The organism is Alloalcanivorax sp. C16-2 (genome assembly GCF_046507615.1).
GTDB lineage: Bacteria > Pseudomonadota > Gammaproteobacteria > Pseudomonadales > Alcanivoracaceae > Alloalcanivorax > Alloalcanivorax marinus_A.
The window spans coordinates 149,504-174,859 of the sequence record NZ_JBKFTL010000004.1; the positions used below are offsets into that span (position 1 = coordinate 149,504).

A 25,356-nucleotide genomic window follows, 5' to 3' on the forward strand; every position below is an offset into this window, starting at 1 on the left:
GGAAACCCCGCATCATGGTCATTGAAGCTTAACGAAACCTGAAAGCATGACGCTCAGGGAGGCGTCGGCGCCTCCGGCAGGTCCGGCACCGCGAACAGACGGCGGGACAGCGCCACCCGGGACGCGGCCGCTTCGGTGCCGGCGTCCTCGCCGCGCGCCTCCAGGTGGTCCTCGATCAGCCGGCAGCGGCGCAGCAGGCCATCGTCGTTGGCGATCTGGATGTTCAGCCCGGGGCGGGCGTTGAGCTCCAGCATCAGCGGGCCCTTGTGCTTGTCCATCACCAGGTCCACGCCCAGGTAGCCCAGGCCGGTGAGGTCGTAACAGCGCGCCGCCAGGGCCAGGCATTGGTCCCAGTCGGGCACCTGGACGCCAGCCACCGGGTGGGCGGTGTCCGGGTGGCGGTCGATCTTCAGGTTGTGCCAGGTGCCGCTCAGGGTGACGCCGGTGGCGATGTCCACGCCCACGCCGATGGCGCCCTGGTGCAGGTTGGCCTTGCCGTCGGACTGGCGGGTGGGCAGACGCAGCATGGCCGCCACCGGATAGCCCTGCAGCACGATGATGCGCACGTCCGGCACGCCGCCGATGCTGATGCGGTCGAACAGGTCCGTGGAGCGAACCCGGTACTCGATCAGGGCGCGGTCACGGTGGCCGCCCAGGGAATAGAGCCCGGAGATGATGCCGGAGATATGAAACTCCAGCTCCTCGGGGCTGATCATGCGGCCCGAGGCGCTGCGGTAGTAACCCTCGAAACGATCGGAGATCACCAGGATGCCATCGCCGCCGGCCCCCTGGGAGGGCTTGATCACGAAGTCACCATGGGTCTCGACGATGTGCTCGAGCTGGCTGATGCCCTGCTCGGTATCGATGATGCCGTACATGTCCGGCACCTGGATACCGGCCTCCAGGGCCATGTTCTTGGTGCGGATCTTGTCGTCCACCAGCGGGTAGAGCCGGCGGTCGTTGTACATCAGCACATAGTCGCCGTTGCGCTGGTTGATGCCCATCACGCCGCGGCGGCGCAGCGCCCTCCAGGTGGCGATCCCGAACATCAGCGCTCTCCTTCCTCGGTCATGGCCCGGAAGCGCACCAGCTCCATCAGCCGGTAGCCCCGGTAGTGGCCCATGAACACCATCACCGCCGCCAGAATCAGCAGCACGCCGGGGAAAGTGAACACGAAGTAGACCAGTGGCGACCACACCATCAGCAGGTGGCAGAGCACCGCCGCCACCAGGGTGCCGATGGCCACTTTCAGGGATTGGGCGCCACCGCGCTCCTCCCAGACGATGGACACCCGCTCGATCACCATGGTCAGGATCACCATCGGGAACAGGGCCACGGACAGGCCGGTGGACAGGCCCAGCTTGTAACCGAGCAGGCTGATCAGGCCCATCATGATCACCACGAAGGTGAGCACCACCGACAGCCGCGCCAGCAACTGCAGCTTGAGATGCTCCAGATAGCCGCGCACCGACAGGCCGATGGCGGTGATAAAGGTGAACAGCAGCACACCCCAGATCACCTGGGTCTCGCGGAACGCCAAGGCGATCAGCACCGGCGTGAAGGTACCCAGGGTTTCCATGCCGATCAGCGAGCGGATCAGCAGCACCAGCAACACGCCCACCGGAATCATGATCAGCACCCGGAACAGCTGCTGGGAAGGCACCGGCAGTTCATAGAGGGAATAATCGATGAAGCTGCTGGCGTCCTGGGAGCGCAGCGACTGCGCCAGCCGCAGGGCGCTCATCTCGTTGCGATGGACGCTGAAGCTGACCTTGGCGCCGCGGGCACCTTCCAGGGTCAGCAGAGGCTGCTCGCCGCTCCACCACACCAGCCGGTCCTCGGGCAGACCCTGGCGGCCATCGGCCGGATTGAAATACAGCCAGTTCTGGCCGTTGAAGGTGCGCAGCCACAGTTCCGGCTGCTGGCTGCTGGTCTCCTGAAGCTGCAGGGTATGCACCGGCTCGGCGGGAATGTGCGCCACCGCCAGCAACAGGTCCACCACCCGGGCCCGGTTCTCCGGGCTGTGGTCGCCGCCCAGCAGCAGGCGCACGTTGTCGCTGTCCTCGCTGTTGACCCGTTTGATGGTCTCGCTGACGAAGGTCTCCACATCGGCGGAGTGCTGGCGGATCGGCGCCAGCAGGGCGTCGGCGGCGACCCGCTCGGCGCCCTTGAGCTCAGGGCTGGGCCGGAACTGGGGGCCATTCTCCGGCGGCAACGCCGGGTCCGCGAAGCGGGAAGTGAGCATCAGCCGGTAATAAAGGTTCTGCTGGCCTTCACCCCGACGCGCCGACCAGGTCACCAGCCGGTTGCCGTTCTCCCGATTCACGTTCACCCCATAATTGTTGGAGATGAAGCTCTCGTTGAGGGCGGTGAAGCCGCTGTTCAGAGGCGGCACGAACATGCGCGCCTTGATCGGAGTGTTGGGACGGGCCTGGAAGCTCAACTGGGTGTCCACCACCCAGACCGGATCGCTCTCGCTTTCCGTCAGGGGGACATCCTGAACCAGAATCTGGTAGGCAATACTGCCCGCACCCAGCACCAGAAGAGCCACGGCCAGCAACCGGGCGTGCAATTTCACAGAACGCATTTTTCAGCCTTATTCCAATCTTCCCTTCGGCGAGGGCGCCGCGACCGCGCACATGGTCCGCTAACCGACCGGCGATGTCACCGCCTCCAGCGCCGGAATCCGGCTCCGGACGAAAATTCTTGTAAACGGGTCACGCTCGCTGGCCGCCGCAAAACCGTGCATGGGCCCGGATGCGCCCCGGAATGGCGCACATTCTGCCACGAATTCCGCCGTTATGGCGTATAAGTGGCTTCATCCGGCCAAGGGACTGTACAATGCGCCGCCGAATCCAATCGCCTCCCCCGTCGCCGGCCCCGCCGCGCGGCCGACCGCCGCTGAGCGGGCGGAGGCACATTTTTCTCTACGGAGCCACAATCTGTGATTGAACGCCTGCGCAATATCGCCATCATCGCCCACGTTGACCACGGCAAGACCACCCTGGTGGACAAGCTGTTGCAACAGTCCGGCACCCTGGGAGACCGCGCCGGCGACGTCGAACGGGTGATGGACTCCAACGACCTGGAGAAGGAACGGGGCATCACCATCCTCTCCAAGAACACCGCCCTCAAATACGGCGACTACCGCATCAACATCGTCGACACCCCCGGCCACGCCGACTTCGGCGGCGAGGTGGAACGGGTGATGTCGATGGTGGATTCGGTGCTGCTGCTGGTGGACGCGGTGGACGGCCCCATGCCGCAGACCCGCTTCGTGACCCAGAAGGCGTTCGACGCCGGCCTCAAGCCGATCGTGGTGGTCAATAAGATCGACCGCCCCGGCGCCCGCCCGGACTGGGTCATCGATCAGGTGTTCGACCTGTTCGACACCCTCGGCGCCAGCGACGAGCAGCTCGACTTCCCGGTGGTCTACGCCTCCGCCCTGAACGGCGTGGCGGGCATGGAACCGGACGCCCTGGGCGACGACATGACCGCCCTGTTCAACACCATCATCGAGCGCGTGCCGGCCCCGGAAGTGGACCAGGACGGCCCGTTCCAGATGCAGATTTCCTCGCTGGACTACAACAGCTACCTGGGCGTGATCGGCATCGGCCGCATCAAACGCGGTAAGGTCAAGGCCAACTCCCAGGTCAAGATCATCGACCGGGAAGGCGCCGTGCGTAATGGCCGCATCCTGCAGATCATGGGCTACCACGGCCTGGAACGGGTGGACGTGCAGGACGCCGGCGCCGGCGACATCGTCTGTGTCACCGGCATGGACCCTCTGGATATCTCCGACACCCTGTGCGACCCGAACAACGTGGAAGCACTGCCGGCGCTGACCGTGGACGAACCCACCGTGAGCATGGTGTTCCACGTCAACACCTCGCCGTTCGCCGGCCAGGACGGCAAGTTCGTCACCAGCCGCCAGATCCGCGAACGCCTGGAAGCGGAGCTCAAGCACAACGTCGCCCTGCGCGTGGAAGAAACCGGCAGCGCCGACCAGTTCCGCGTCTCCGGCCGGGGCGAGCTGCACCTGTCGGTGCTGATCGAGAACATGCGCCGCGAGGGCTTCGAGCTGGCCGTGGGCCGCCCGCAAGTGATCGTGCGTGAAGTGGACGGCCAGAAGCAGGAACCCTACGAAAACGTCATGGCCGACGTGGAAGAGCAGCACCAGGGCGCCATCATGGAGCAACTGGGCCTGCGCCGCGGCGAAATGACCAACATGGAACCGGACGGCAAGGGCCGGGTGCGCCTCACCTTCGTGGTGCCCAGCCGTGGCCTGATCGGCTTCCGCAGCCTGTTCCTGACGCTCACCTCCGGCACCGGCATTCTCAACAGCACCTTCAGCCACTACGGCGACTACAAGCCCGGCGACATGGCCTCGCGCAACAACGGCGTGCTGGTGTCCATGGTGAAAGGCAAGGTGCTGGCGTTCGCCCTGTTCAACCTGCAGGAACGCGGCCGCATGCTGATCGACCCCAACGTGGAAGTGTACGAAGGCCAGTTGATCGGCATCCACAGCCGGGGCAACGACCTGGTGGTGAACCCCACCAAGGGCAAGCAGCTTACCAACATGCGCGCCTCCGGCACCGACGAGAACGTGATTCTCACCCCGCCGGTGCGCTTCAGCCTGGAGCAGGCCCTGGACTTCATCGAGGACGATGAACTGGTGGAAGTGACCCCCCATTACCTGCGTCTGCGCAAGAAACTGCTTACCGAGACGGAACGCAAGCGCGCCAGTCGCTAGAAGGCCTCTCCATCGGGGCCGCGTCTTGGCGTGACCCCGATTCGACTAAAGCGGTGCGCCATCCTACCGCCGAGCCACCTCCCATCGCGACTAAAGTCGCTCCTACAACCCGTTTCTTTGTAGGAGCGACTTCAGTCGCGATCAACACCCTCTCCAACAAACACTTCGCCGCTCCGCGCCCCGGATGGAGAGACGGCGATCAGAGCGTCAACAACCAGGCCATCACCAGGCCGCCCAGCACCACGCCCACGAGCAAACCGTTGCGGAACGCCCGACCGGTGTCGCCGGCGCCCTGGCCGCGCACGCCATCGCGTAAACGCTGGCGCGGACCGGGCTCGGGGTTGGGCGGCTGCTCCGCCTCGAAGTTCCGCACCACGGCGCGGGCCCGCTGTTCGTCGTCGTCCGCCACCCAGACACTGGCCAGACCGGCGGCGGGCAACTCGCCCACCGCGCCCTGCAGCATGTCGCCGCGCACCTGGGCCATGATGCCGGCCTGTTCCATCAGCCCCGCCACCATGTGCGCCTCCAGGCCGTCGCGCGCTTCGTAGACCCGTTTCATGCTTGTCTCCGCTGGCTTTCCGGCATCATTATCACGCCAGCCCGGCGCCGGGCAAAGCGACGCCGGCACGCCAAGCGGTTACCATATGAGCCCATGCTGCACATCGCCCTGTACCAACCCGAGATTCCGCCCAACACCGGCAACATCATGCGCCTGGCCGCCAACACCGGCGCCATGCTGCATCTGATCGAGCCTCTCGGCTTCACGCTGGACGAAAAACGGCTGCGGCGCGCCGGACTGGATTACAGTGAATACGCGCGCGTGGAGGTGCACCCCGGCTACCCGGCGTTTTGCCAGACAATGGCGGGAGCCAGGCAGTTCGCGCTGACCACCAAGGGCGGGCCAGCGCCCAGTGACGTGGCCTTCCAGGATGGGGATGTGCTGCTGTTCGGCCCGGAGACCCGGGGGCTGCCGGCGGACCTGCTGGCGGCGATGCCGGAGGAGCGCCGGCTGCGTCTGCCCATGGGGCCCAACAGCCGCAGCCTCAATCTCAGCAACGCGGTGGCGATTACCTTCTACGAAGCCTGGCGGCAGCTTGGTTATCCAGGAGCGGTGCGGTAGCTACTGCACCGTGGCGCCTTCGGAGCCGGCCTGCTGCTGTTGGCGCTGCTGCTGGTAGAGCGCCTCGAAATTGAGCGGCTGCAGGATCATCTGCGGGAAGGAGCCCTTGGACACCAGGTCCGAGACCACTTCGCGTACATAGGGGAACAGCACATTGGGGCAGTAGGCGCCAAGCAACTGATCGCGCTCTTCGCCGTCGATGCCCACCAGGGTGAAGATTCCGGCCTGTTTGACCTCGGCCAGGTAGAAGGTCTTCTGCTCGTCCTCGGACTTGGCGGTCACGGTAACGGTGACTTCCACCTCGTACTCATTGCCGTCGCCAAGGCGTCGCGCGGCGTTATTAAGCTGCACGTTCATCTTCGGCTTCCAGTCCTGCAGGAAGATATCCGGCGCCCCCGGGCACTCGAACGAGGCGTCCTTGAGGTAAACGCGTTGCAACTGGAAGGTTTTCTTCTCTTCTTCGGCCATGGTCCTTCTCCGTTATCCGGCGAGCAGTTCGTCCAGTTCCCCCGCCCGCTCCAATGCAAAAAGTTCATCGCAACCGCCCACATGGCGGTCGCCGATCCAGATTTGCGGCACCGTGCGGCGACCGCTGCGCGTCATCATTTCCTGGCGCGCGCCGGGCTCCCGGTCCACGTCGATTTCGTGCACCTCGGCCTCTTTCCGCGCCAGCAACTGCTTGGCGCGAACACAAAACGGGCACCAACGGGTGCTGTACAGCGTAACCCCGGCCATGGCCTCAGCCCTTGGCCACCGGCAGGTTATCGTTGCGCCAGGCGGTCACCCCACCCTGCATGCGGTACAACTCGGCGAAGCCCTTGCCTCGCAGCTGGCGGCCCAGATGGGCGGCCTGATTGCCCATCTTGCAGGTCAGGATCAGCGGTTTGTCCTTGTGCCGCTCCAGCTCGCCCATGCGGTCGGTGGCCTGGCTCACGGGGATGTTCAGGCTGCCGGGGATATGGCCGGCGCGGTACTCGTCCGCCGGGCGCAGGTCCACGATCACCGCGTCCTTCTGATTGACCAGGTTGGTGGCCTGCTGGGGCGTGATCGCCTTGCCGCCGCGCCGCGACTCGATCACGAAGAACGCCGCCCACAATACGAAGAAGGCGGAAAACAGAAGGTAATGATTGCTGGCGAATTCGATCAGGCGATCCATACTAGGCCCCGTTGACGCGTTAGCCGCCTTGTCGGCGGAAAATCGGCGCCAAGTATACACATCACCGGTCGGTTAAGGTAAAACCCGCAGCCATGAAGCCGCTTTTTCTCTTGATAATGCTCCTGCCCGCGCTGGCCGGGGCGGAGCAGCCCAGCGAAGCCGACCTGGAAAAGCTCAAGGACCGCATCGAGGCGCTCTCCGAGCAGCAGCAGCAGGAAACGTCCCGGCGCGACGACCTGCAGGCGCGTCTGCGCGACACCGAAACCCGGGTCGGCGAATTGACCCGCCAGGGCCGCGAGCTGGAGCGCGAAGCGGAAGCCGCCCGCCAGCGCCTGGTGCGCCTGGAAGCACAACAAGCGCGCCTGGCCGGCGAGAAGCGCACCCAGTTGCGCTGGCTGGCGCGCACCGTGCGCGCCAGCTATCAGAGCGGCCGGGAAGCGCGCATCAAGCTGCTGCTCAACCAACAGGAGCCGGACCGCATCGCCCGCCTGCTGCGCTACCAGGAGTACATCCAGCGCGCCCGCACCGACCGGCTGGCGGTGCTGGAGGATGAACTGCTCGACCTGCGCCGGGTCGCCAAGGAGGTGGAGGGTGCCCGCGCCGATCTGCTCGACCGGCGCACCGACTTGGCCAGCAGCAAGCGTGAGCTGGAAGCCGCCGCCAAGGAACGCGAGCAGGCACTGGCCAGTCTGAACCGTTCCCTGGACGCGCGCGGAGGCGATATCGAACGCCTCAAGGCGGATCAGCAACGCCTCGAGAAGCTGCTCGCCGACATGCAGCGCAGCCTGCCGTCGGTACCGCCGCCGGGACGCGGCGAGCCGTTCGGCAAGCTGGCCGGGGAACTCCCCTGGCCGGTACCGGGTCAGGTAGTGGCGAGCTTTCACTCCGCACGGGAGGGCGCGTTGCGCTGGGAAGGCGTGGTACTGGCCGCCGACGAAGGCACGCCGATACGCGCCATCCACCCTGGGCGGGTGGTCTTCGCCGACTGGATGCGCGGCTACGGCCTGCTTACCATCGTCGACCACGGCGGCGGCTATCTGACGCTGTACGGCTACGCCCAGAGCCTGCTGCGCGACGTGGGCGAGTGGGTGGCCACCGGCGATACCCTGGCCCTGGCCGGTCGTTCCGGCGGCAACAGCCGCAGCGGTCTGTACTTTGAAATACGCCGCAAGGGGCAGGTGGTGAACCCGGCGCGCTGGTGCGACCGCCGTGTTACACTGCCGCCCATTGCCCGCAATGATTGAGACAAAGCCCCCGCATCGGGGGCGCCCAGCCTTGGGGATTCACATGCTGCACACTGCCCGTGCCCTGCTGCGCTCCGCGCTCGTTACTCTGGTGTTCATTGCCCCGGCCAGCCAGGCCAAGGACCCGCAAACCGACCGGCAAGCCGAGCAGGACGGCGTGCCCGTCACCGAACTGCGTGCCTTCGCCGAGGTGCTGGAACGGGTACGCGGCGCCTACGTGAACGAGGTGGACGAGAAGGAACTGATCCAGGCGGCGATCCGCGGCATGCTCATGGAGCTGGACCCGCACTCCGCCTACCTGACCCCGGATCAGTTCGAGGATCTGCAATCCACCACCAGCGGCGAATTCGGCGGCCTGGGCCTGGAAGTGACCATGGAGGATGGCTTCGTCAAGGTGGTGGCGCCGATCGACGACTCCCCCGCCAGCCGTGCCGGCATCCAGGCCGGCGACCTGATTCTCAAGATCGACGACACCTTCACCAAGGGCATCGGCCTGGCCGACGCCGTGGAACTGATGCGCGGCGAAGCGGGCTCCGAGGTGACGCTGTCGGTGCTCAGCGAGGGCGATGAAAAACCCCGCCCGGTGACCCTGAAGCGCGACCGCATCAAGGTCGAGAGCGTGAAAAGCGAAACCCTTGAGCCAGGCTACGGCTACCTGCGCATCTCCCAATTCCAGAGCCGCACCGGCCAGGACGCCAAGGCCGCCGTGGAAAAACTCACCGCCAACGGCGACCTGCGCGGGCTGGTACTGGATCTGCGCAACAACCCGGGCGGCGTGCTCGGCGGCGCCGTGGAAGTGGCCGACCTGTTCCTGGACAGCGGCCTGGTGGTCTACACCCAGGGCCGCGACCCGGAAAGCCGCAACAATTACGAGGCCACCCCCGGCGACCTGCTCAATGGCCTGCCCCTGGTGGTACTGGTCAACGGCGGTTCCGCCTCGGCCTCCGAGATCGTCGCTGGCGCCCTGCAGGATCAGGGCCGCGCCGTGGTGGTGGGCACCCGCACCTTCGGTAAGGGCTCGGTGCAAACGGTGCTGCCGATCAGCGGCGATAGTGCCCTGAAGCTGACCACCGCCCGCTACTACACCCCCAACGGTCGCTCGATCCAGGCCGAGGGCATTCATCCGGACATCCCGATCCAGGTGGCCAGCGTGGAGCTTTACCAGGAACGCGGGCCCCGCGAATCGGATCTGCCTCACCACCTGATCAACCAGGACGGCGAGGAGCAAGACAGTGACGGTAGCGAGGAACCCCTGGCCAGCCGTGACTACCCGCTGTCCCAGGCACTGTCGATCCTCAAGGGCATCAATCTGGCCGAGCGCCGCCGCCCGGCGGTCGACGACGGCAAAAACACCGCCTCTCAGTGAAACGCGGCGTCGCCCTGGTGGCGGCGCTGCTGACCGGGCTGCTGGCGGTGACGCCGGCCCCGGCGGCACCGCGTATCGCCATCATCATCGACGATCTCGGCTACAACCGGCGCGCCGGCGAGGCCGTTATCGCCCTGCCCGCCCCGGTGACCTGCGCGGTGATCCCGGAAACGCCCCATGGCCGGCGGCTCGGCCGCGAAGCCGCCGAGGCCGGCAAGGAAGTGATGATCCACCTGCCCATGGCCACCCTGGACGCCCGCGCCCTGGACCCGGGCGCCCTCCATGAAGGCATGAACGAGGCGCAGGTCGGCGCCGTGCTGGACCGCGCCCAGGCGGTATTGCCGGACGCACGGGGACTCAACAACCACATGGGCAGCGCCCTCACCGCCGAGGCGGCGCCCATGGCCCGGCTCATGGACCAGCTCCTGCACCGACATCTGTTCTTCGTCGACAGCCGCACCAACGCCGCCACCCAGGCGGAACGCGCCGCCCGCCGCGCCGGCCTGGCGGCGGGGCGACGGGACGTATTCCTGGACAATCAGCGCGACCTGGCCCACATCAACGAACAGTTCAACCAACTGCTGCGGCTGGCGCGCCGGCGCGGCCAGGCCATCGCCATCGGCCACCCCTACCCGGAAACCGTGGATTATCTGCGCCAGGTACTGCCGCTCATGGAGCAGGCCGGGGTGCGCGTGGTGCCGGTATCTGAACTACTGGCGCCCCCGGACAGGGCCGCTTCCGCGGCAGCGCCCCGGCGGCCCGCCACCTCAACGGCGACCAGCCACCGGACCAGGCCATAGCGGCATCGCGGCTGAAGCGGAATGCCGCCCAGCCGCTCCTACGGGATCGGGGAAGGCGACGAGCGACCGATGCCGGTGAGCCGGCTATAGCCGAGCATCAGGAAGCCGAACAGGAACATCAGCACCCCGTACACCGCCGCCGGCACCGACATGGCGTCGGAGTGCAGCAGGGTCAGCGTGACCATCAACCCCAGGGTGCCGTTCTTGATGCCCAGCTCGATGGCCACGGTGAACGCCTGGTCCCGGGGCAGCCCCATGAGCCGGCCACCGGCCATGCCCAACACCAGACCGATGATATTAAGCAGCACCACCGCCATGCCGCCCTGGCGCAGCAATACCAGGGCCTCCGCGCCCAGGTCGATAAGCAGCAAAGCGATCACCGCCACCAGCACCAGCAACCCGAACACGCTGACCAGCTTCTCGCCCTTCTCCGCCCAGCGTTGACGGAAATGCCGGATGGTCATGCCGATGCCCACCGGAATCAGAATGATCACCACCAGGGTGAGGATGGTGCGCAGCACCGGCAGCTCCAGCACCTGGCTGCTGTCCTGGAAATGGCCCAGGGCCCAGCTGGTGAACATGGGCAGGGTGACGATGGTGATCAGGCTGGCGGCCACGGTAAGCACGATGGACAGGGCCACGTCGCCACGACCGAGGAAGGCGAACAGGTTGGAGGTGGTGCCGCCCGGGCAGGCGGCGATGATCACCAGCCCCACCGCCAGCGCCGGTGACAGGTCCAGGCTCACCGCCAGGCCCACGCCCACCAGCGGCAGCAGGATGATCTGCGCCACCAGGCCGTAGACGGTGGCCCGCGGCGCCACCAGTACCTCACGGAAATCCTTGGGCGTGAGGGTAAGCCCCATGCCCACCATGATCAGAAAAAGCGCGGCGGGAAGCCCCACGGACACCAGAGCGGCCTGATCCATACGATGATCCTTTTGTTGTTATCGGGACGATCGTACCTTAGCGCGCCTCCGCCGGCCATCAGGGTGCGTGATTCAGCATCCGGTATTCCCAGGTGTTGTTGCGCACCATGGGAAAGCCGATCCAGCCCGCTTGCGGTTCACGGGCGTGGCGCGGCTCGCCCGCTTCAGGGGTTTCCCCCGGGCCGGCCAGGGCCACCAGCTCGGTGAACCAGGTGGCGGCGTTGTCCAGCAGTTGCTCCGCCGGGCGACCCAGCAGGTTCGGGTCACCGGATTCCAGGTGCGCCTTGAGCACCACCCGGCCGGCCTCCGGCGCGTACCACAGCAGCTCCCGGGTAAAGCCGTCCACCTGCCCGTCGCCGCCGTTCTCGATGCGCTCCAGAGCGTCGCCTTCGCCGCTGGCCTGATCCTTGCGCCAGGCGATCTCGCGGCTGATGCGCAGCGCCTTGAAGGTGCCGGCGCCCACCTGGATGGTTTCCACCGCGCTGACCTTGCTGGTGGTTTCGGTGCGGTAGCGGTACTGCCAGTGGGCGCCGTCCGTGGCCGGCACCTGGACGATGTCCTCGGTGCGGTAGCGCCACACGTCTCCGGGATGCAGGGGGAAGCGCAGCATCGGGCCGTCTTCCTGATCCACCGGCTGATAGCGGTCCAGGTCCTCTTCCAGGGTGGTCTCACCGACCCGGTAGCGGGCTTGCCCGTCACTCTTCCCGGTGAGAGTCAGCGCCACCGGTTGCGCGTCGTTGAACTGGTAGAGCCAGGTGGTGCCCACCTCGGGCAGGGTACGTTCGACGTCGCGCAGCGCTTGCGGCGCCGCCGGCTTACCGTCGTCGTCATGAACCACCAGATCGGCGCCGATTTGATAGCCGCCCTGGTACTCGCCCTGATCGTCGTAGCGGGTCACGGTCACCCGACCGCTGTCCGGGTCCACCTCGAACCAGCGGCCCACGGGCTCGTCGTCCCGGTAGAAGCCCCGCGCCAGCCAGGTATCGCCGCGCCGGCGGGTGAACTCGCCCTGCCGCTTGCCGTTGCGATAGTGATCCACCTGGCGCACACCGTCGTCGGTGGTGAAAATCTGCTCGCCGTCCTCTTTGTAGCCCGCCGACAGACGCCGTTGCCGGCCTACCAGCTCACCGTCCTCGTTGAAGCGCTCACGGATGGACCAGGTGTCCGCCTGGTCCATGGTGAGCCGCTCCACCACCCGACCGTTCTTCAGGTCCTCGCTGACCTGGGTGCGGTCGTTACTGACCCGGCGCCGGGTCAGCTCGCCGGCGGCGTCATAGCTCAGTTGCACCCGCTGGAAACCGCCCTGGTCCGCCGGCTCGGTGTATTCCCGCAGCATCAGCGAGCCGTCTTCCCGATACCGTTTCACGCGGTCGCCGCGATCACCCTTGTCCGGCAGGTTTTCCAGGGCCACGCTGCCGTCCTCGTGGAAACCCTTGAGCACGCGATAGCCGCGCGGTTTGAAGTCACGGACCTCGCGCACCCGTCCGTTCGGCCAATAGAGCGTGGCGCGGCCGTCCACGCGACCCTGGTCGCTGTAGCGGCCCTCCATGCGCGGCTGCCCATTGTCGTAGTAGTAGGTGAACCGGCCACGACGGTTGTCATCGTCGAGCAGGTCGTCCGCTTTTGGGTCGGCGATCCGGCCCTTGAAATAGAGACTGCCGTCGGCCTTATCCACCACCACCCGCCAGCCGCCCTCCACCTGCTCCAGCGGCCAGTGCAGTTGGTAATAGGGCTCGCCATCGGTGAACAGCATATTGCCATCCAGGGCACGGGTATCGGCGCCGGCCGGGCCGCTCAACAGCAGCGCCAGCAGGCCGGCCAGAATCGGCGCGGGCAGGGTCATGGAGAATCCTTGAGAAACAGGTTTCATGGGCAAATCCGGCGGGCTCAGGGCTGAACCTTGCCGCGCAGGGCCTTGGTCTGGCCATGCCGGGTTTTCTTGTCCATGCGTTTGTTGCGGGCCGCCTTGGAAGGCTTGGTGGGTTTGCGCTTCTTACGCTCCACCGTGGCGCTCTGGATCAGGGCGCGCAGGCGCTCCAGGGCGTCGTCCAGGTTCTTTTCCTGGGTACGGAAACGCTGCGCCTTGATCACCACCACGCCGTCGCCGCTGATACGGCGGTCGGACAGCGCCAGCAGGCGTTCCTTATAGAACTCGGGCAGCGACGAGGCCCGGATATCGAAGCGCAGATGGATGGCCGAAGCCACCTTGTTGACGTTCTGACCACCGGCGCCCTGGGCGCGAATCGCCTGCCAGTCGATCTCGGCGGCGGGGATGGTTACGGTGTTGGAGATTTGCAGCATGGTGTAATCCTGAGACGGTGGTACCGCGGCACGCTTGCACGCTAACACGCAACACGCTAAATGCGGCGGCGCCTGAAGGCCTTGCGAGTTCGCAGAGTCATACCTGCAAATCCGCAAGCTTTTCCGCCACGGGTTTTGACTTGGCGTGCAAGCGTGCTGCGTGTCAGCGTCTAGCGTCTAGCCAAAAACCGGTCCAGGGCATTGGCGAAGGTCTGCACGTCGCTCTTGCTCAGCGACGAGGGCCCGCCGGTCTGCATGCCGGCGGAGCGCAGCTCCTCCATGAAGTCGCGGCGGCCGAGGTGTTCGCGGATGCTCTCGGCGTCGTACAGGGTACCGCGCGGGTTCAGGGCGGTGCCACCGGCCTCCACCACCCGGGCGGCCAGAGGGATGTCACCGGTAATCACCAGATCCCCGGCGCTCACCTGCTCGGCGATGTGGTCGTCCGCCTTGTCGAACCCGGACGCCACCTGCATTGAGCGGATGTGCGTCGAGCGTGGCGCGCGGATGTGGTGGTTAGCCACCAGGATGGTGGTAATGGCCAGCCGGTTGGCGGCGCGGAACAACACATCGCGGATCACCGCCGGGCAGGCGTCGGCGTCCACCCAGATCGTCAACGACACGACTACAACCGCATCTCGATGCCGGCCCGGGCCATATACTCCTTGGCCTCGGCGATGCTGTACTCACCGAAGTGGAAGATCGACGCCGCCAGTACCGCGTCGGCGCCGCCCTGGATTACCCCGTCCACCAGATGCTGCAGATTGCCGACGCCGCCGGAGGCGATCACCGGCACCGGCACGGCATCGGAAATACGGCGGGTCAGGGCGATGTCGAAACCGTTCTTGGTGCCATCGCGATCCATGCTGGTGAGCAGAATCTCGCCGGCGCCGTAATCGGTCATCCGCGTGGCCCACTCGATGGCGTCGATGCCGGTGGGCTGGCGGCCACCGTGGGTGAAGATCTCCCAGCGGTTGCCCTCGCTCTCACCGCTCACCTTCTTGGCGTCGATGGCCACCACGATGCACTGCGAACCGAACCGCTGCGCCGCTTCGCGCACGAAATCCGGGTCCTTCACCGCCGCCGAGTTGATGCTGACCTTATCGGCGCCGGCGTTAAGCAGATTGCGAATATCCTGGATCGTGCGCACGCCGCCGCCCACGGTGAGTGGGATGAACACCTGGCTGGCCATGCGCTCCACGGTTTCCAGGGTGGTGTCCCGGTCCTGATGGCTGGCGGTGATGTCCAGGAAGGTGATCTCGTCGGCGCCGGCTTCGTTGTAACGGCGCGCCACTTCCACCGGATCGCCGGCGTCACGGATCTCGACGAACTTCACGCCCTTGACCACGCGACCGGCGTCCACGTCGAGACACGGAATAATGCGTTTTGCTAGCGCCATGATTCGTTCTCCAGCATTGATATCGCGGCTGAAGCCGCTCCTACCGGGGCTTCATGCCGTGGGAGCGGCTTCAGCCGCGATCGACCGAGAGTTCGTCGGCCAGGGCCTGGCCCTGCTCGAAATCCAGGGAACCCTCGTAGATGGCGCGGCCGGTGATGGCACCGGTGATGCCGGTGGCGTGGCTCTCGCACAGATTGCGCACGTCGTCCAGGTCGGTGATGCCGCCGGAGGCGATCACCGGGATGGAGATTGACTCGGCGAGGCGCTCGGTGGCTTCCACATTGACGCCCTGCAGCATGCCGTCGCGGCTGATGTCGGTGTAGACAATGGCGACCACGCCGTCGTGCTCGAACTGGCGGGCCAGGTCCACCACGTCGATGTTGGTGACCTCCGCCCAGCCATCGGTGGCGACTTTACCGTCCTTGGCATCCAGGCCGACGATGATGTGGCCCGGGAACCGACGGCACATGTCCTTGACGAATTGCGGTTCCTTCACCGCCTTGGTACCGATGATCACCCACTGCACGCCGGCATCCAGGTAGGCCTGGATGGTCTCGGCACCGCGGATACCGCCACCGATCTGAATCGGCAGGCCGGGGTGGGCGCGGGCGATGGCGTTGACGATCTCGCCGTTCACCGGCTCACCGGCGAAGGCACCGTTCAGGTCCACCAGGTGCAGGCGCCGGGCGCCTTTCTCCACCCAGTGGTCGGCCACCGCCACCGGGTCCTCGGAGAACACCGTGTCATCGTCCATGCGGCCTTGCTTAAGGCGCACGCATTTGCCGTCCTTCAGATCGATGGCGGGAATCAGTTGCATGGGGTTCTCTCTGTTGCGAATACGGTTTCGAATGGCAGGCGCCGGGCACCGGCGCCGGGTCTAGGGCTGCCAGCGCAGGAAGTTGGCCAGCAGGCGCAGGCCGGCGTCGGCGCTTTTCTCCGGATGGAACTGCACCGCGAACACATTGTGCTTGGCGGCCGCCGCGGCGAAGGCGATGCCGTATTCACAGCGGCCGGCCAGCTCTTCCTCCGGTAATCCGGTGGCGCAATAGCTGTGCACGAAGTAGAAGCGGCTGTTGTCCTCGATGCCGTCCCAGACCGGATGATCCAGGGTTTGCTGCACCTGGTTCCAGCCCATGTGCGGCACCTTCAGGCGCTGCCCTGTCTCGCCGAACTGCTCGCCGAAGAAACGGACCTGGCCGGAAAACACGCCCAGGCAATCCACCCCGTCGTTCTCCTCGCTGAAATCCATCATCGCCTGCATGCCCACGCAGATGCCGAGCACCGGCTTGTAGGCGTCGATGGCGTCGAGAATGGCGCGGTCCAGGCCGGTCTCGGTGATCACGCGGATACAATCGCGAATCGCGCCGACGCCGGGGAACACCACGCGGTCGGCACCGCGCACCTGATCCGGATCGCCGGTGATGACGATGCGCTGGCCGTCGGCGGCCATTTTCTCCAGTGCCTTGCCGGCGGAGTGGAGATTGCCCATGCCGTAATCGACCACGGCCACGGTTTCAGTCATGGGAAGCCCTCTATTCCGGCTGTTCGGTCAGGGTGCCCTTGGTGCTGGGCGTGACGCCGGCCATGCGCGGGTCCGGCTCCACCGCCACCCGCAGCGCGCGACCGAAGGCCTTGAACACGGTCTCGGCCTGGTGGTGGGCGTTCTTGCCACGCAGGTTGTCGATGTGCACGGTGATCATGGCGTGGTTGACCAGCCCCTGGAAGAACTCATAGAACAGGTCCACGTCGAAACCGCCGATCATGCCGCGGGTGAAGTCCACGAACATCTCCAGGCCGGGGCGGCCGGACAGGTCGATCACCACCCGCGACAGAGCCTCGTCCAGGGGCACATAGCTGTGGCCGTAGCGGCGCACGCCCTTCTTGTCGCCCCAGGCGCGGGCCAGCGCCTGCCCCAGGGTGATGCCGACATCCTCCACCGTGTGGTGGGCATCGATGTGCAGGTCACCCTCGGCGTGGATCTCCAGATCGATCAGGCCGTGGCGGGCCACCTGATCCAGCATGTGCTCCAGGAAGGGCAGGCCGGTGTCCAGCTTGCTCTGCCCGGTGCCATCCAGGTTCACGCTGACGCGGATCCTGGTTTCCAGGGTGTTGCGCTCTACGGTGGCGCGGCGTTCGCTCATCGGTACCTCCAGAATGCGGAACACCGTATTATACGTACCCCCCGCGCCCCTCACCAGCGGGCACCGACATCGCGACCCGGAGACAGTATGCCGATCACAGTGGAATTCCACCCGTCACGGCCGGAACTGGCGCAAACCTTCGCCCAGGTACTGCGCGACGACCCGGACTACGCCGGCGATCTGGAGCTCACCCTCCAGGAAGGCGCCGCCAACGGCAACGAAATCGCCGCCGCCCATTTCAATGGCCGCCCGGTGGCCGTGGCGGTGCTGCATGGCGACAATCTGGCCTGGATGGTGGTGCACCCCGCCACCCGCGGACGCGGCGTGGGCCGCGACTTCCTGCGTGGCATCGAGGCGAAACTGGGCCATGGCGTCACCCTGCCCGAGAAATGCCGGCGCGGTTGAGCCGGATCACCAGGGTGAAGCCCTGGTCCGGGCCCTCGCTCTCCGCCCAGACGCGCCCGCCGACCTGCTCCACCATCACCCGCGCCGTGGCCAGGGACAGCCCGTAGCCCTCCTCGTGATGACGCGAACCCATCACGAAGAACGGCTCGAAAAGGCTCTCCAACTGCCCTGGCCCGGCCCCCCGACCAGCGTCGCTGACACGGATCTCCGCTTCCTCCGACAATGCCCGCCCGGTGATGCCGATGGGGCTGTCCGGATGACTGAAACGAATCGCGTTGTCCAGAGCAATGGCCAGCACCTCGCGCAGCTCGGCCTCGTTGGCGCGCACCAACAGATCGGCCGGCACCCGGTTGTCCACGGTCAGCCCGCGCTCGCGCAGAGCCCCGGCCCGACTGGCCAGCAGCGCCTCCAGCAACAACAGCGGCTGGCAGCGCTCCACCGGGGGCGCATCGTGGCGGTCGGCCAGATCGAAGTAACGCAGGGACGTGCTGACCATGCCCACCAGCCGCTGCTGCCCCTTGCGCACCATCGCCCGGGCATCGGCGGCCTGCTCGTCATCCCCCAGGGAATCCGCGGCGCCGATCCAGTTGATCGGCGTGTTCAGCTCGTGGCTCACGTACTGCAGGAAGGTGGATTTGTCCCGGTTCATCTGCTCGATCTCGCGCACATGGCGCTCCAGACTCTCGCGGGCCTCCTCGAACAGCTGGTTGCGCTCCTGCTCCAGGAAGCGGATGCGGTCCCCCAGCGCCAGGGACAGCATCACCACCACCCACAGCGCGCCGATGTGCGGCAGCATGGTGGTCACCGAGACGTAGGGCACCCAGTCCAGGTTGCCGAGCACGAAGATGAAAATCAGCCCCAGGAATACGAACCAGGCCGCCACGTACAGGCGCGCCGCCCGGTAGCCCCGGGACCAGACCGTCCAGCCCAGCCAGCTGAACAGCAGCACCGTGATCACCACCAGCAGGGTGGACAGGTAATAGGACCAGGGCGCCGGAATCAGCAACTGCACCACCAGCAACACGGCGATGCCCAGCAAATAGCCCCGGATCAGCCGGTCATAGCGGGGAAAGCGCTCCTTGAGCCCGAGAAAGTGCCGCGAATACATGGCCAGCGCCGGCGTGCATATGTAGATGCCCAGCCAGTAGTACTCGTTAAGCTTGGGCACCTCCGGCCACAGGAACTGCAACCCGAGGCCGTTGATGTTCAGGTTGAACACCGTTATGCCGACCAGAAAAGCGACGAAATACAGGTACACCGGCTCCTTCAGGGACAACGCCAGCAGGGCGTTGTAGATCACCATGATCAGCAGGCATCCATAGAAGACGCCATACACCAGAATGTCCCGGTAGGTGTACTCCACCAGGCCGGTGGCGCTGTACAGCATCGGCGAGAGGTTGATGGCGCCCTTGCCGCTGATACGCACATAGTAGTGCCGGGACGCCGGTGCGCCGGTTTCCAGGGGGAAGATGAAGGCGCGATGATCCATCAGGCGGTGCCGGAACGGCAGGGTGTCGCCCATGTCCACGCGCCGGTAGCCACCGTCCACGGTGGGCGCGAACAGGGTGATGTTATCCAGAATCGGGTAACGCTCCACCAGATACCAGTCCTCGCCGGCCACGGCGCCGGCGTCCAGGGCGAAGCGCAGCCAGATCACGCTGCCGGTGAAGCCGAAATTCAGTTCCGCGGAATCGTTGGGCCGGAAGCGCGACGCCAGGCGACCGCGCACGGTCTGGAAGTCCCAGTGGCCTTCCGGGTCCACCAGCACATCCATGGACCGCGCCACCTCCACCTGGTCGCGCTCGCCGGAGAGAACCACCGGCTCCGCGCCCCGGGCCAGAGCACACCCCAGTAACCCCAGCAAAACCAGGATATTACGGAACTTTAACAAAAGCGGCTCCCCAAAGCGTGATATTCGTTATGATGTCCCGCAAACATAATCCCGGCCCCTGGCCCGAGGCGCAAGGAGAGGCTCGTTATGGCACGCGCGATTAAAATCGTGGTCATCGTCCTGGTGGCCATCGTGGTATTGCTCGCCGCCACGGTGTTCGTGATCACCCAGGTGATCGACCCCAATGATTTCAAACCGCAGATCCGTGAGCAGGCGCTCACTCAGGCCAATCTGGAGCTGGAGATCCCCGGCGAACTGGACTGGCAGTTCTGGCCCTCCCTGGGCGTCAGCCTGGGCCGCACCGAAGCGCGCCTGCCCGACGAGGAAGAGCTGTTCGCCGCCATCGACAGCGCCAGCGTCAGCGTGGCGGTCTGGCCGCTGCTGTTCGGCAACGTGGAAATGGACGGCGTCACCCTGGACGGCCTGGAAGTGAACCTGGTGGAAACCGCCGACGGCGCCAACTGGGAGAAAATCGGCCCGCAAGAGGACGCCGAGCAGCCCGCCGCCGAGGAGGAGCAACCCGCCGAGGACAGCGAAGGCGGCACCCTGGACATCCCGCTGACCATCCCCAGCGTCGCCATCACCAACGGCCAGGTGAGCTACCGCAACACCACCGATGGCACTGACATCCGCGTCGAGCATTTCAACTTCGAGGCCCAGGACGTGAGCCTGGAAGAGCCCTTCCCCATGCAGCTGTCGCTGCGCTACCAGGACCAGAGCGACGTGCGCGTGGACCTGAGCCTGGATACCACCCTGGCCGCCAACCTGGACAGCAACCACTTCGTGCTCGACCCCATGACCCTGGACGCCCAGATCGGCGGCCTCACCGTCAACCCGGTGGACGTGCACCTGGAGCAGAAGCTGGACGTGAACCTGGACGAGGACCGCGCCGCCGTCTCCGGCCTGCTGCTGGAAGCCGCCGGCACCCGCACCACCGGCGACGCCACCGTCACCGGCCTGACCGGCGACATGAAGGTGGCCGGCCAGATCAAGACCGAGCCCTTCGACGTCAACAAGGCCCTTGAGGCGATCGGCGAGCAACCCATCGAGACCCGCGACGATGCCGCCCTGAGCAAAGTAGCCCTGGACGCCACCCTGGCCGGCCCCGCCGGCAGCGTGATGGTGGACCCGCTCAAGGTCACCCTGGACAGCAGCACCCTGAGCGGCAAGGCCGGCCTGGAAAGCCTGGACACCGGCAAGATCGTGTTCGACCTGGTGCTCGACAAGATCACCCTGGACGGCTACCTGCCGCCGGAAAGCGGCGACGACAAAGAGGAAGCGCCCACCGGCGCCGGCGGTGGCGCCGGCAAGCAGGCCGGCACCGAGCAGCTCTCGGAAGCCGAGCTGATCCCCGTGGAAAGCCTGCGCCCGCTGGTCATGGACGGCCAGCTCAAGGTCAACGAACTCAATTTCGAGACCATCCAGGCCAAGGACCTGACTTTCAAGGTCACCGCCAATAACGGCGTGCTGCGCCTGGCCCAGGCCTCCGGCCAGACCCTCAACGGCAGCTTCGCCGGTAGCGGCAGCCTGGACGTGTCCGGCAAAACGCCGCGCATCAGCTACAAGCAGAAAGTCACCAGCATGCAACTGCAGCCGCTGGTCACCCTGGCCCTGGGCGAGGACCTGGCCAAGGGCCTGTTCTCCCTGGACATGAACTTCAACGCCGCCGGCAACAGCGAGAAGGCCCTGGTGCAATCCGCCAAGGGCAACGCCACCGTCAATCTGGCGGACGGTACCGTGCGCGGCCTCAACCTCTACAACACCCTGGTCGGTGGCGTGAACGACATGCTCGGCCGCTTCCAGGGCCTCAGCGCCCTGATTCCCAACCAGGAATCCGGCAAGCTGCCCAACGCGCTGTCCGAGGACACCAAGATCATCGACCTGACCACCAAGGCCAGCCTCGACAAACAGGTCGCCAACCTGGACAGCCTGGAAGCCAAACTGGAAAAAGGTACCCTCTCCGGCAACGGCTGGCTCAACCTGCTGACCCAGGAATTCGACCTCAAGGTGGGCATGCAATCCCCGGAACTGGGCGGCAGCAAATACCTGGAAGACGTCACTTGGCCGCTGCGCTGCCAGGGCAGCCTGGCCGGCAGCCCCGCCAAGTGGTGTGGCCCGGACCGCGACGGCTTCGCCAAGATCGCCCAACAGGCCGCCACCAACGCCGCCAAGAGCAAGCTCAAGGACAAGCTCGGCATCGACGCGGAAGGCGACACCACCGAAGAGGTGCTCAAGAACGCCGCCAAGAAGAAAGCCGAGGGAAAAATCCAGGAAGAGCTGGGCGACAAGCTCAAGGGGCTGTTCAACCGGTGAGTGAACCGCTCGGCGAACCGGCCTTCAGCGAGGCCGTGCTGGCTTGGTATGACCAGCACGGCCGCAATGACCTGCCCTGGCAGCACCCTCGCACCCCCTACCGGGTGTGGGTCTCGGAGATCATGCTTCAGCAGACCCAGGTGACCATCGTGATCGGCTACTTCGAGCGCTTCATGGCCACCTTCCCGGACGTGCACGCCCTGGCCGCCGCCGACGTGGACCAGGTGCTGCACCTGTGGACCGGCCTGGGCTACTACGCCCGCGCCCGCAACCTGCACAAGGCCGCCCGCCAGTTGGTGGAGGAACACGGCGGCGACTTCCCCGAGACCGTGGACGAAGTGGCCACCCTGCCCGGCGTCGGCCGCTCCACCGCCGGCGCCATCCTGGCCCAGAGCCGTGGCGTGCGCGCCCCGATCCTGGACGGCAACGTCAAACGGGTGCTCACCCGCCTGCACGCCGTACCCGGCTGGCCCGGCAAGAAACCGGTGGAAAACCGCCTCTGGGAACTGGCCGAGCACCACACCCCTCATGAACGTCTGGCGGACTACACCCAGGCGGTCATGGACCTGGGCGCCACCCTCTGCGTGCGCCGCCCCGACTGCCCGCGCTGCCCGGTGATCCATCTCTGTCAGGCCCACGCCGACGGCAACCCCCAGGACTACCCGGGCCGCAAACCGGCCAAGGACAAACCGGTACGCGCCGCCCGTATGCTGATCCTCCAGGACAGCCACGGCCGCGTCTGGCTGGAACCGCGCCCGCCCAGCGGCATCTGGGGCGGCCTCTGGTGCTTCCCCCAGCTGGACACGTCATCCGAAAGCCCGGACGACGCCCAGCACGACGCCCTGGAACGCCGTGGCCTGGCCGCCCGCGACCAGGAAAACCTGCCCGGCTTCCGCCACACCTTCAGCCACTTCCACCTGGACATCGAACCGCGTCTGATCCGGGTGGACAGCCACGGCGAGGCCGTGCAGGATGCCGAGGGCCGCTGGGTAAGCCCCGCCGACCCCGGCGAACTGGGCCTCGCCGCCCCGGTCAAGAAACTGCTCGATCAGCTCCACGGCCCCCGCCAACGGGGCCTGCTGTAAACCGAACCACGAGGACGCCATGACCCGCACCGTGTTCTGCCGCAAGCACCAGCAGGAAATGGAAGGCCTGGATAAACCGCCCTTCCCCGGCCCCAAGGGCCAGGACATCTACGAAAACGTGTCCCGCGCCGCCTGGCAGGAATGGCTCCATCACCAGACCCTGCTGATCAACGAGAAACATCTGAACGTCATGGACCCCAAGGCCAAGGCCTTCCTGGACGAGCAACGCGAGCGTTTTTTGAACAACGAAAGCGTAGAAAAAGCAGAGGGTTACGTTCCCCCCACCAAAGACGCCAATCAATAGCCCCGCGCCCTTGACGGCGCCGGGGTCAGCCGCTTTAATACGCCCCCACGCCCGGATAGCTCAGTCGGTAGAGCAGGGGATTGAAAATCCCCGTGTCGGTGGTTCGATTCCGCCTCCGGGCACCAAATAGAAAAGCCTCGCTCCTTGAGCGAGGCTTTTTTGTTTGGGGCCCGGAGGCCGGATGAGGAACCACCGCCTGGTTCGACCAAATGCACCGCATTTGGCGACGAGCGCGAAGCGCGAAGCCCGCAGGGTCGGAACAGCCAAAAGCTGTTCCGATCAATCCGCCTCCGGAATAGAAAGCCCGCTCGCAGAGCGGTGCCTTTTTGTACCCGGCACCCGGAGGCCGGATGATGAACCACCGCCTGGTTCGACCAAATGCACCGCATTTGGCGACGAGCGCGCAGCGCGAAGCCCGAAGGGTCGGAACAGCCCAAAGGCTGTTCCGATCAATCCGCCTCCGGAATAGAAAGCCCGCTCGCCAGAGCGGCGCCTTTTTACACCAGGCCCCCTGCGGCCTCCCGCACCGTCCGGCCACCAAACCGTCATTCCCCAATACCCTCCCCGTAGCCCCACCCACTCAACAACAACCACTTAGCGGCCCCCCTGGCCCGGTCGGATTCCCGCTGCCCTTCCCCGCACCCCCTGACAACGATCTGTCGTTTTCCGGAAGCGCAAAATTATTCGTAATGGAACCAAAGCGACATTCGCTCTCGATAGCGTGATTCATGCGGCACCCGCCGCGGGGATTACTCATAAATCGCACCCAATATCGAGGGAATGACTCATGAAGACCATCATCAAGAAGGCGGCCCTGGCCGCCGCCATCATCAGCGCACCGCTGGCCGCTTCCGCCACCGATCTGGTCGGCGGCGGCGCCTCTCTGCCGGCACTCGCCTACATCGGCGACGGCTTCACCACCACCAACCCGGAGTCCCGTCTTTCCACCGACGAACTACGCACCGGCCTTTTCGCGGGCTTTGATCCGACGTTCACTCCGTACCAGCAAGTCGGCGTGACCTCCGGCTCCATCTTCGCCGCTTTCCAGAGCGCCAACCCGTCCCACACCGCCAGCTACTGCCAGACCGGCAGCGGCACCGGCAAACGGGTTCTGGTGGGTGTCAGCGGCTTCAGCGCCGACGGCGACTGCCGTGACTACAGCGCCAGCCCGGTGGGCTTCAGCGCTCCCGCCGGCCAGAGCCGCCCGGACTTTATCGGCTCCGACGCTCCGCTGACCGCCGACAACGTGGATGACTTCGTCAACGGCCCCAACACCGCCGGCGACGGCATCTTCCAGATGCCGGCCCTGGGTGCTCTGATCGCTCTGCCCGTGAACCTGATCGGCAGCTCCCGCCCGGATCTGTCCAACCAGCAGGTGTGCGAGATCTTCTCCGGCATTTCCCAGACCTGGAACGACGTGGACAGCAGTCTGCCGACCCAGCCCATCCACGTGATCGTGCGTCAGGACACCAGCGGCACGGTGTTCGCCTTCACCCAGTACCTGGCGGCCACCTGTAACGGCAACTTCGGCCTGGCATCCAACTTCTTCAAAACCTCCGAGAGCTTCACCGCCGCCATTTCCCCGGCCAATCCCGCCAGCCTGTACGCCAACTACAGCGAAGAGTCCGGCAACGCCGGTGTGGTTGCCGGCGTCGGCGCCAATTCCTGGTCCATCGGCTTCGCCAACCTGGCCAACGTATTGGACGCCGGCCAGGACTACGCCGACGTGAACAGCACCGACCCGGCCACCGTCACGTCCGTGAACTACGGCACCGGCGACCTGCTGGCCGACACCGTTCTGGGCGATGTGGACCCGAACACCGGTCTTCCGCAAACCCAACCCGTCTCCGACATCCCGGTCAGCAACCCCAACACTCCTGACGGCTGCGTCAACGTCATCGACCCGGCCGCCCAGCTCAACCAGGGCTACCCGATCGCCGCGGTCACCAACCTGCTCGGCTACACGGCGAACAACGCCGATCCGCAGGCCCTGCGTGCCCTGGCCCGTGAAGTGGTAAATGGCTCGGGCTCCCTGCCCACCGGCTATGTCCGCCTGGGCACCGCCAACGCCATGGATCAACTGGCCGGCACCTGCATCAACTGATCGACCCATCAAACGCACGCCAGTGCGGAGGGCGCCCACCCGGCGCCCTTT

25 protein-coding genes and 1 tRNA gene are annotated in these 25,356 nt (G+C 66.0%); 11 read left to right on the plus strand and 15 right to left on the minus strand.

From position 1 onward, the window contains the following. Positions 1-53: 53 nt before the first annotated feature. Both ACLD02_RS15990 and ACLD02_RS15995 read right to left on the minus strand, forming a co-directional pair. Positions 54-1,049 (minus strand): alpha-L-glutamate ligase-like protein, encoded by a 996-nt coding sequence (locus ACLD02_RS15990; protein WP_203105908.1) that lies wholly within the window; start codon positions 1,047-1,049, stop codon positions 54-56. Next, entirely contained in the window at positions 1,049-2,587 is a 1,539-nt protein-coding gene (locus ACLD02_RS15995; RefSeq protein ID WP_203105909.1) for an inactive transglutaminase family protein, read from the minus strand. Before ACLD02_RS15995 ends, ACLD02_RS15990 begins: the two co-directional genes overlap by 1 nt. A gap of 357 nt (positions 2,588-2,944) precedes the next feature. On the opposite strand from ACLD02_RS15995, the gene typA reads away from it, so the two are divergent. Continuing rightward, positions 2,945-4,753, plus strand: a complete 1,809-nt coding sequence (gene typA / locus ACLD02_RS16000; protein WP_203105910.1) for a translational GTPase TypA — start codon at positions 2,945-2,947, stop codon at positions 4,751-4,753. A 199-nt stretch (positions 4,754-4,952) separates the two neighbouring features. On the opposite strand, the gene ACLD02_RS16005 is transcribed toward typA, so the two are convergent. After that, positions 4,953-5,312 carry a DUF2007 domain-containing protein gene (locus ACLD02_RS16005; RefSeq protein ID WP_410299141.1) on the minus strand — a complete coding sequence of 120 codons (360 nt, stop codon included), beginning with the start codon at positions 5,310-5,312 and terminating at the stop codon, positions 4,953-4,955. Positions 5,313-5,405: 93 nt separating this feature from the next. Here ACLD02_RS16005 and ACLD02_RS16010 point away from each other — a divergent pair, with 93 nt between their 5' ends. After that, positions 5,406-5,873 (plus strand): tRNA (cytidine(34)-2'-O)-methyltransferase, encoded by a 468-nt coding sequence (locus tag ACLD02_RS16010; RefSeq protein ID WP_203105912.1) that lies wholly within the window; start codon positions 5,406-5,408, stop codon positions 5,871-5,873. Here ACLD02_RS16010 and secB read toward each other — a convergent pair whose 3' ends face one another. From secB to ACLD02_RS16025, 3 genes are read right to left on the minus strand one after another with little or no spacing between them, the layout of a single operon-like run. Continuing rightward, positions 5,874-6,341, minus strand: coding sequence for a protein-export chaperone SecB (gene secB / locus ACLD02_RS16015; RefSeq protein WP_203105913.1), 468 nt, complete (start codon positions 6,339-6,341; stop codon positions 5,874-5,876). A 12-nt stretch (positions 6,342-6,353) separates the two neighbouring features. After that, on the minus strand, positions 6,354-6,608 hold the full coding sequence (gene grxC, locus ACLD02_RS16020) for a glutaredoxin 3 (RefSeq protein WP_203105914.1): 255 nt from the start codon (positions 6,606-6,608) through the stop codon (positions 6,354-6,356). 4 nt (positions 6,609-6,612) lie between these two features. Next, positions 6,613-7,029, minus strand: a complete 417-nt coding sequence (locus ACLD02_RS16025) for a rhodanese-like domain-containing protein (protein ID WP_203105915.1) — start codon at positions 7,027-7,029, stop codon at positions 6,613-6,615. A 92-nt stretch (positions 7,030-7,121) separates the two neighbouring features. On the opposite strand from ACLD02_RS16025, the gene ACLD02_RS16030 reads away from it, so the two are divergent. Genes ACLD02_RS16030 through ACLD02_RS16040 form a run of 3 tightly spaced genes read left to right on the plus strand, consistent with a single transcriptional unit; the run spans position 7,122 to position 10,439 of the window. Beyond that, a complete protein-coding gene (locus ACLD02_RS16030) occupies positions 7,122-8,273 on the plus strand; it encodes a murein hydrolase activator EnvC family protein (protein ID WP_410299142.1) in 1,152 nt (383 codons plus the stop codon). A gap of 43 nt (positions 8,274-8,316) precedes the next feature. Next, a complete protein-coding gene (locus ACLD02_RS16035; RefSeq protein WP_410299143.1) occupies positions 8,317-9,639 on the plus strand; it encodes a S41 family peptidase in 1,323 nt (440 codons plus the stop codon). Beyond that, positions 9,636-10,439: a divergent polysaccharide deacetylase family protein gene (locus ACLD02_RS16040; protein ID WP_203105918.1), complete on the plus strand. Its 804-nt coding sequence runs from the start codon at positions 9,636-9,638 to the stop codon at positions 10,437-10,439. The genes ACLD02_RS16035 and ACLD02_RS16040 overlap by 4 nt, the downstream gene beginning before the upstream one ends. 38 nt (positions 10,440-10,477) lie before the next feature. On the opposite strand, the gene ACLD02_RS16045 is transcribed toward ACLD02_RS16040, so the two are convergent. From ACLD02_RS16045 to hisB, 8 genes are all read right to left on the minus strand, one after another. Next, on the minus strand, positions 10,478-11,365 hold the full coding sequence (locus tag ACLD02_RS16045; protein ID WP_410299144.1) for a bile acid:sodium symporter family protein: 888 nt from the start codon (positions 11,363-11,365) through the stop codon (positions 10,478-10,480). A 58-nt stretch (positions 11,366-11,423) separates the two neighbouring features. Further along, entirely contained in the window at positions 11,424-13,235 is a 1,812-nt protein-coding gene (locus tag ACLD02_RS16050; RefSeq protein ID WP_410299145.1) for a toxin-antitoxin system YwqK family antitoxin, read from the minus strand. A gap of 17 nt (positions 13,236-13,252) precedes the next feature. Next, the gene (gene arfB, locus ACLD02_RS16055; RefSeq protein WP_410299146.1) at positions 13,253-13,666 is read right to left on the minus strand and encodes an alternative ribosome rescue aminoacyl-tRNA hydrolase ArfB; all 414 of its coding nucleotides are present in this window, start codon (positions 13,664-13,666) and stop codon (positions 13,253-13,255) included. Positions 13,667-13,836: 170 nt separating this feature from the next. Beyond that, on the minus strand, positions 13,837-14,280 hold the full coding sequence (locus tag ACLD02_RS16060; RefSeq protein WP_203106125.1) for a YaiI/YqxD family protein: 444 nt from the start codon (positions 14,278-14,280) through the stop codon (positions 13,837-13,839). 8 nt (positions 14,281-14,288) lie between these two features. Next, on the minus strand, positions 14,289-15,062 hold the full coding sequence (gene hisF / locus ACLD02_RS16065) for an imidazole glycerol phosphate synthase subunit HisF (RefSeq protein WP_203105923.1): 774 nt from the start codon (positions 15,060-15,062) through the stop codon (positions 14,289-14,291). A gap of 70 nt (positions 15,063-15,132) precedes the next feature. Continuing rightward, a complete protein-coding gene (gene hisA / locus ACLD02_RS16070) occupies positions 15,133-15,879 on the minus strand; it encodes a 1-(5-phosphoribosyl)-5-[(5-phosphoribosylamino)methylideneamino]imidazole-4-carboxamide isomerase (RefSeq protein WP_203105924.1) in 747 nt (248 codons plus the stop codon). A 60-nt stretch (positions 15,880-15,939) separates the two neighbouring features. Further along, positions 15,940-16,584, minus strand: a complete 645-nt coding sequence (gene hisH / locus ACLD02_RS16075) for an imidazole glycerol phosphate synthase subunit HisH (RefSeq protein ID WP_161384304.1) — start codon at positions 16,582-16,584, stop codon at positions 15,940-15,942. Between the two features lie 10 nt (positions 16,585-16,594). Continuing rightward, on the minus strand, positions 16,595-17,203 hold the full coding sequence (hisB, locus tag ACLD02_RS16080) for an imidazoleglycerol-phosphate dehydratase HisB (protein ID WP_161384305.1): 609 nt from the start codon (positions 17,201-17,203) through the stop codon (positions 16,595-16,597). A gap of 87 nt (positions 17,204-17,290) precedes the next feature. Here hisB and ACLD02_RS16085 point away from each other — a divergent pair, with 87 nt between their 5' ends. Continuing rightward, a complete protein-coding gene (locus tag ACLD02_RS16085) occupies positions 17,291-17,608 on the plus strand; it encodes an acetyl-CoA sensor PanZ family protein (RefSeq protein ID WP_203105925.1) in 318 nt (105 codons plus the stop codon). Here the strand turns inward: ACLD02_RS16085 and ACLD02_RS16090 are convergent. Continuing rightward, positions 17,577-19,499: a sensor histidine kinase gene (locus ACLD02_RS16090; RefSeq protein ID WP_203105926.1), complete on the minus strand. Its 1,923-nt coding sequence runs from the start codon at positions 19,497-19,499 to the stop codon at positions 17,577-17,579. The two genes, ACLD02_RS16085 and ACLD02_RS16090, sit on opposite strands and share 32 nt — an antisense overlap. Positions 19,500-19,586: 87 nt before the next feature. Between ACLD02_RS16090 and ACLD02_RS16095 the strand changes: the two genes are divergently transcribed. The 5 genes from ACLD02_RS16095 to ACLD02_RS16115 all read left to right on the plus strand — a co-directional run bounded on the left by ACLD02_RS16095 (position 19,587) and on the right by ACLD02_RS16115 (position 25,305). Further along, positions 19,587-21,812 (plus strand): AsmA family protein, encoded by a 2,226-nt coding sequence (locus ACLD02_RS16095; RefSeq protein WP_410299147.1) that lies wholly within the window; start codon positions 19,587-19,589, stop codon positions 21,810-21,812. Next, positions 21,809-22,897 carry an A/G-specific adenine glycosylase gene (gene mutY / locus ACLD02_RS16100; RefSeq protein WP_410299148.1) on the plus strand — a complete coding sequence of 363 codons (1,089 nt, stop codon included), beginning with the start codon at positions 21,809-21,811 and terminating at the stop codon, positions 22,895-22,897. Before ACLD02_RS16095 ends, mutY begins: the two co-directional genes overlap by 4 nt. Before the next feature lie 19 nt (positions 22,898-22,916). After that, positions 22,917-23,201 carry an oxidative damage protection protein gene (locus ACLD02_RS16105; RefSeq protein ID WP_203105928.1) on the plus strand — a complete coding sequence of 95 codons (285 nt, stop codon included), beginning with the start codon at positions 22,917-22,919 and terminating at the stop codon, positions 23,199-23,201. Between the two features lie 49 nt (positions 23,202-23,250). Next, positions 23,251-23,326, plus strand: a tRNA-Phe gene (locus tag ACLD02_RS16110). Positions 23,327-23,988: 662 nt separating this feature from the next. Beyond that, positions 23,989-25,305: a PstS family phosphate ABC transporter substrate-binding protein gene (locus tag ACLD02_RS16115; RefSeq protein ID WP_410299149.1), complete on the plus strand. Its 1,317-nt coding sequence runs from the start codon at positions 23,989-23,991 to the stop codon at positions 25,303-25,305. The last annotated feature ends 51 nt before the right edge of the window (positions 25,306-25,356 follow it).

Bases quoted from the DNA above. Each gene is read 5' to 3' on its own strand.
- ACLD02_RS16030 (WP_410299142.1), top strand. From the start codon at position 7,122: ATGAAGCCGCTTTTTCTCTTGATAATGCTCCTGCCCGCGCTGGCCGGG.
- ACLD02_RS15995 (WP_203105909.1), bottom strand. From the start codon at position 2,587: ATGCGTTCTGTGAAATTGCACGCCCGGTTGCTGGCCGTGGCTCTTCTG.
- ACLD02_RS16005 (WP_410299141.1), bottom strand. From the start codon at position 5,312: ATGAAACGGGTCTACGAAGCGCGCGACGGCCTGGAGGCGCACATGGTG.
- hisH (WP_161384304.1), bottom strand. From the start codon at position 16,584: ATGACTGAAACCGTGGCCGTGGTCGATTACGGCATGGGCAATCTCCAC.
- ACLD02_RS16085 (WP_203105925.1), top strand. From the start codon at position 17,291: ATGCCGATCACAGTGGAATTCCACCCGTCACGGCCGGAACTGGCGCAA.
- ACLD02_RS16050 (WP_410299145.1), bottom strand. From the start codon at position 13,235: ATGAAACCTGTTTCTCAAGGATTCTCCATGACCCTGCCCGCGCCGATT.
- grxC (WP_203105914.1), bottom strand. From the start codon at position 6,608: ATGGCCGGGGTTACGCTGTACAGCACCCGTTGGTGCCCGTTTTGTGTT.
- ACLD02_RS16045 (WP_410299144.1), bottom strand. From the start codon at position 11,365: ATGGATCAGGCCGCTCTGGTGTCCGTGGGGCTTCCCGCCGCGCTTTTT.
- ACLD02_RS16010 (WP_203105912.1), top strand. From the start codon at position 5,406: ATGCTGCACATCGCCCTGTACCAACCCGAGATTCCGCCCAACACCGGC.
- hisF (WP_203105923.1), bottom strand. From the start codon at position 15,062: ATGGCGCTAGCAAAACGCATTATTCCGTGTCTCGACGTGGACGCCGGT.
- ACLD02_RS16035 (WP_410299143.1), top strand. From the start codon at position 8,317: ATGCTGCACACTGCCCGTGCCCTGCTGCGCTCCGCGCTCGTTACTCTG.
- ACLD02_RS16025 (WP_203105915.1), bottom strand. From the start codon at position 7,029: ATGGATCGCCTGATCGAATTCGCCAGCAATCATTACCTTCTGTTTTCC.
- secB (WP_203105913.1), bottom strand. From the start codon at position 6,341: ATGGCCGAAGAAGAGAAGAAAACCTTCCAGTTGCAACGCGTTTACCTC.
- ACLD02_RS16095 (WP_410299147.1), top strand. From the start codon at position 19,587: ATGGCACGCGCGATTAAAATCGTGGTCATCGTCCTGGTGGCCATCGTG.
- ACLD02_RS16115 (WP_410299149.1), top strand. From the start codon at position 23,989: ATGAAGACCATCATCAAGAAGGCGGCCCTGGCCGCCGCCATCATCAGC.
- ACLD02_RS16105 (WP_203105928.1), top strand. From the start codon at position 22,917: ATGACCCGCACCGTGTTCTGCCGCAAGCACCAGCAGGAAATGGAAGGC.
- hisA (WP_203105924.1), bottom strand. From the start codon at position 15,879: ATGCAACTGATTCCCGCCATCGATCTGAAGGACGGCAAATGCGTGCGC.
- arfB (WP_410299146.1), bottom strand. From the start codon at position 13,666: ATGCTGCAAATCTCCAACACCGTAACCATCCCCGCCGCCGAGATCGAC.
- ACLD02_RS15990 (WP_203105908.1), bottom strand. From the start codon at position 1,049: ATGTTCGGGATCGCCACCTGGAGGGCGCTGCGCCGCCGCGGCGTGATG.
- hisB (WP_161384305.1), bottom strand. From the start codon at position 17,203: ATGAGCGAACGCCGCGCCACCGTAGAGCGCAACACCCTGGAAACCAGG.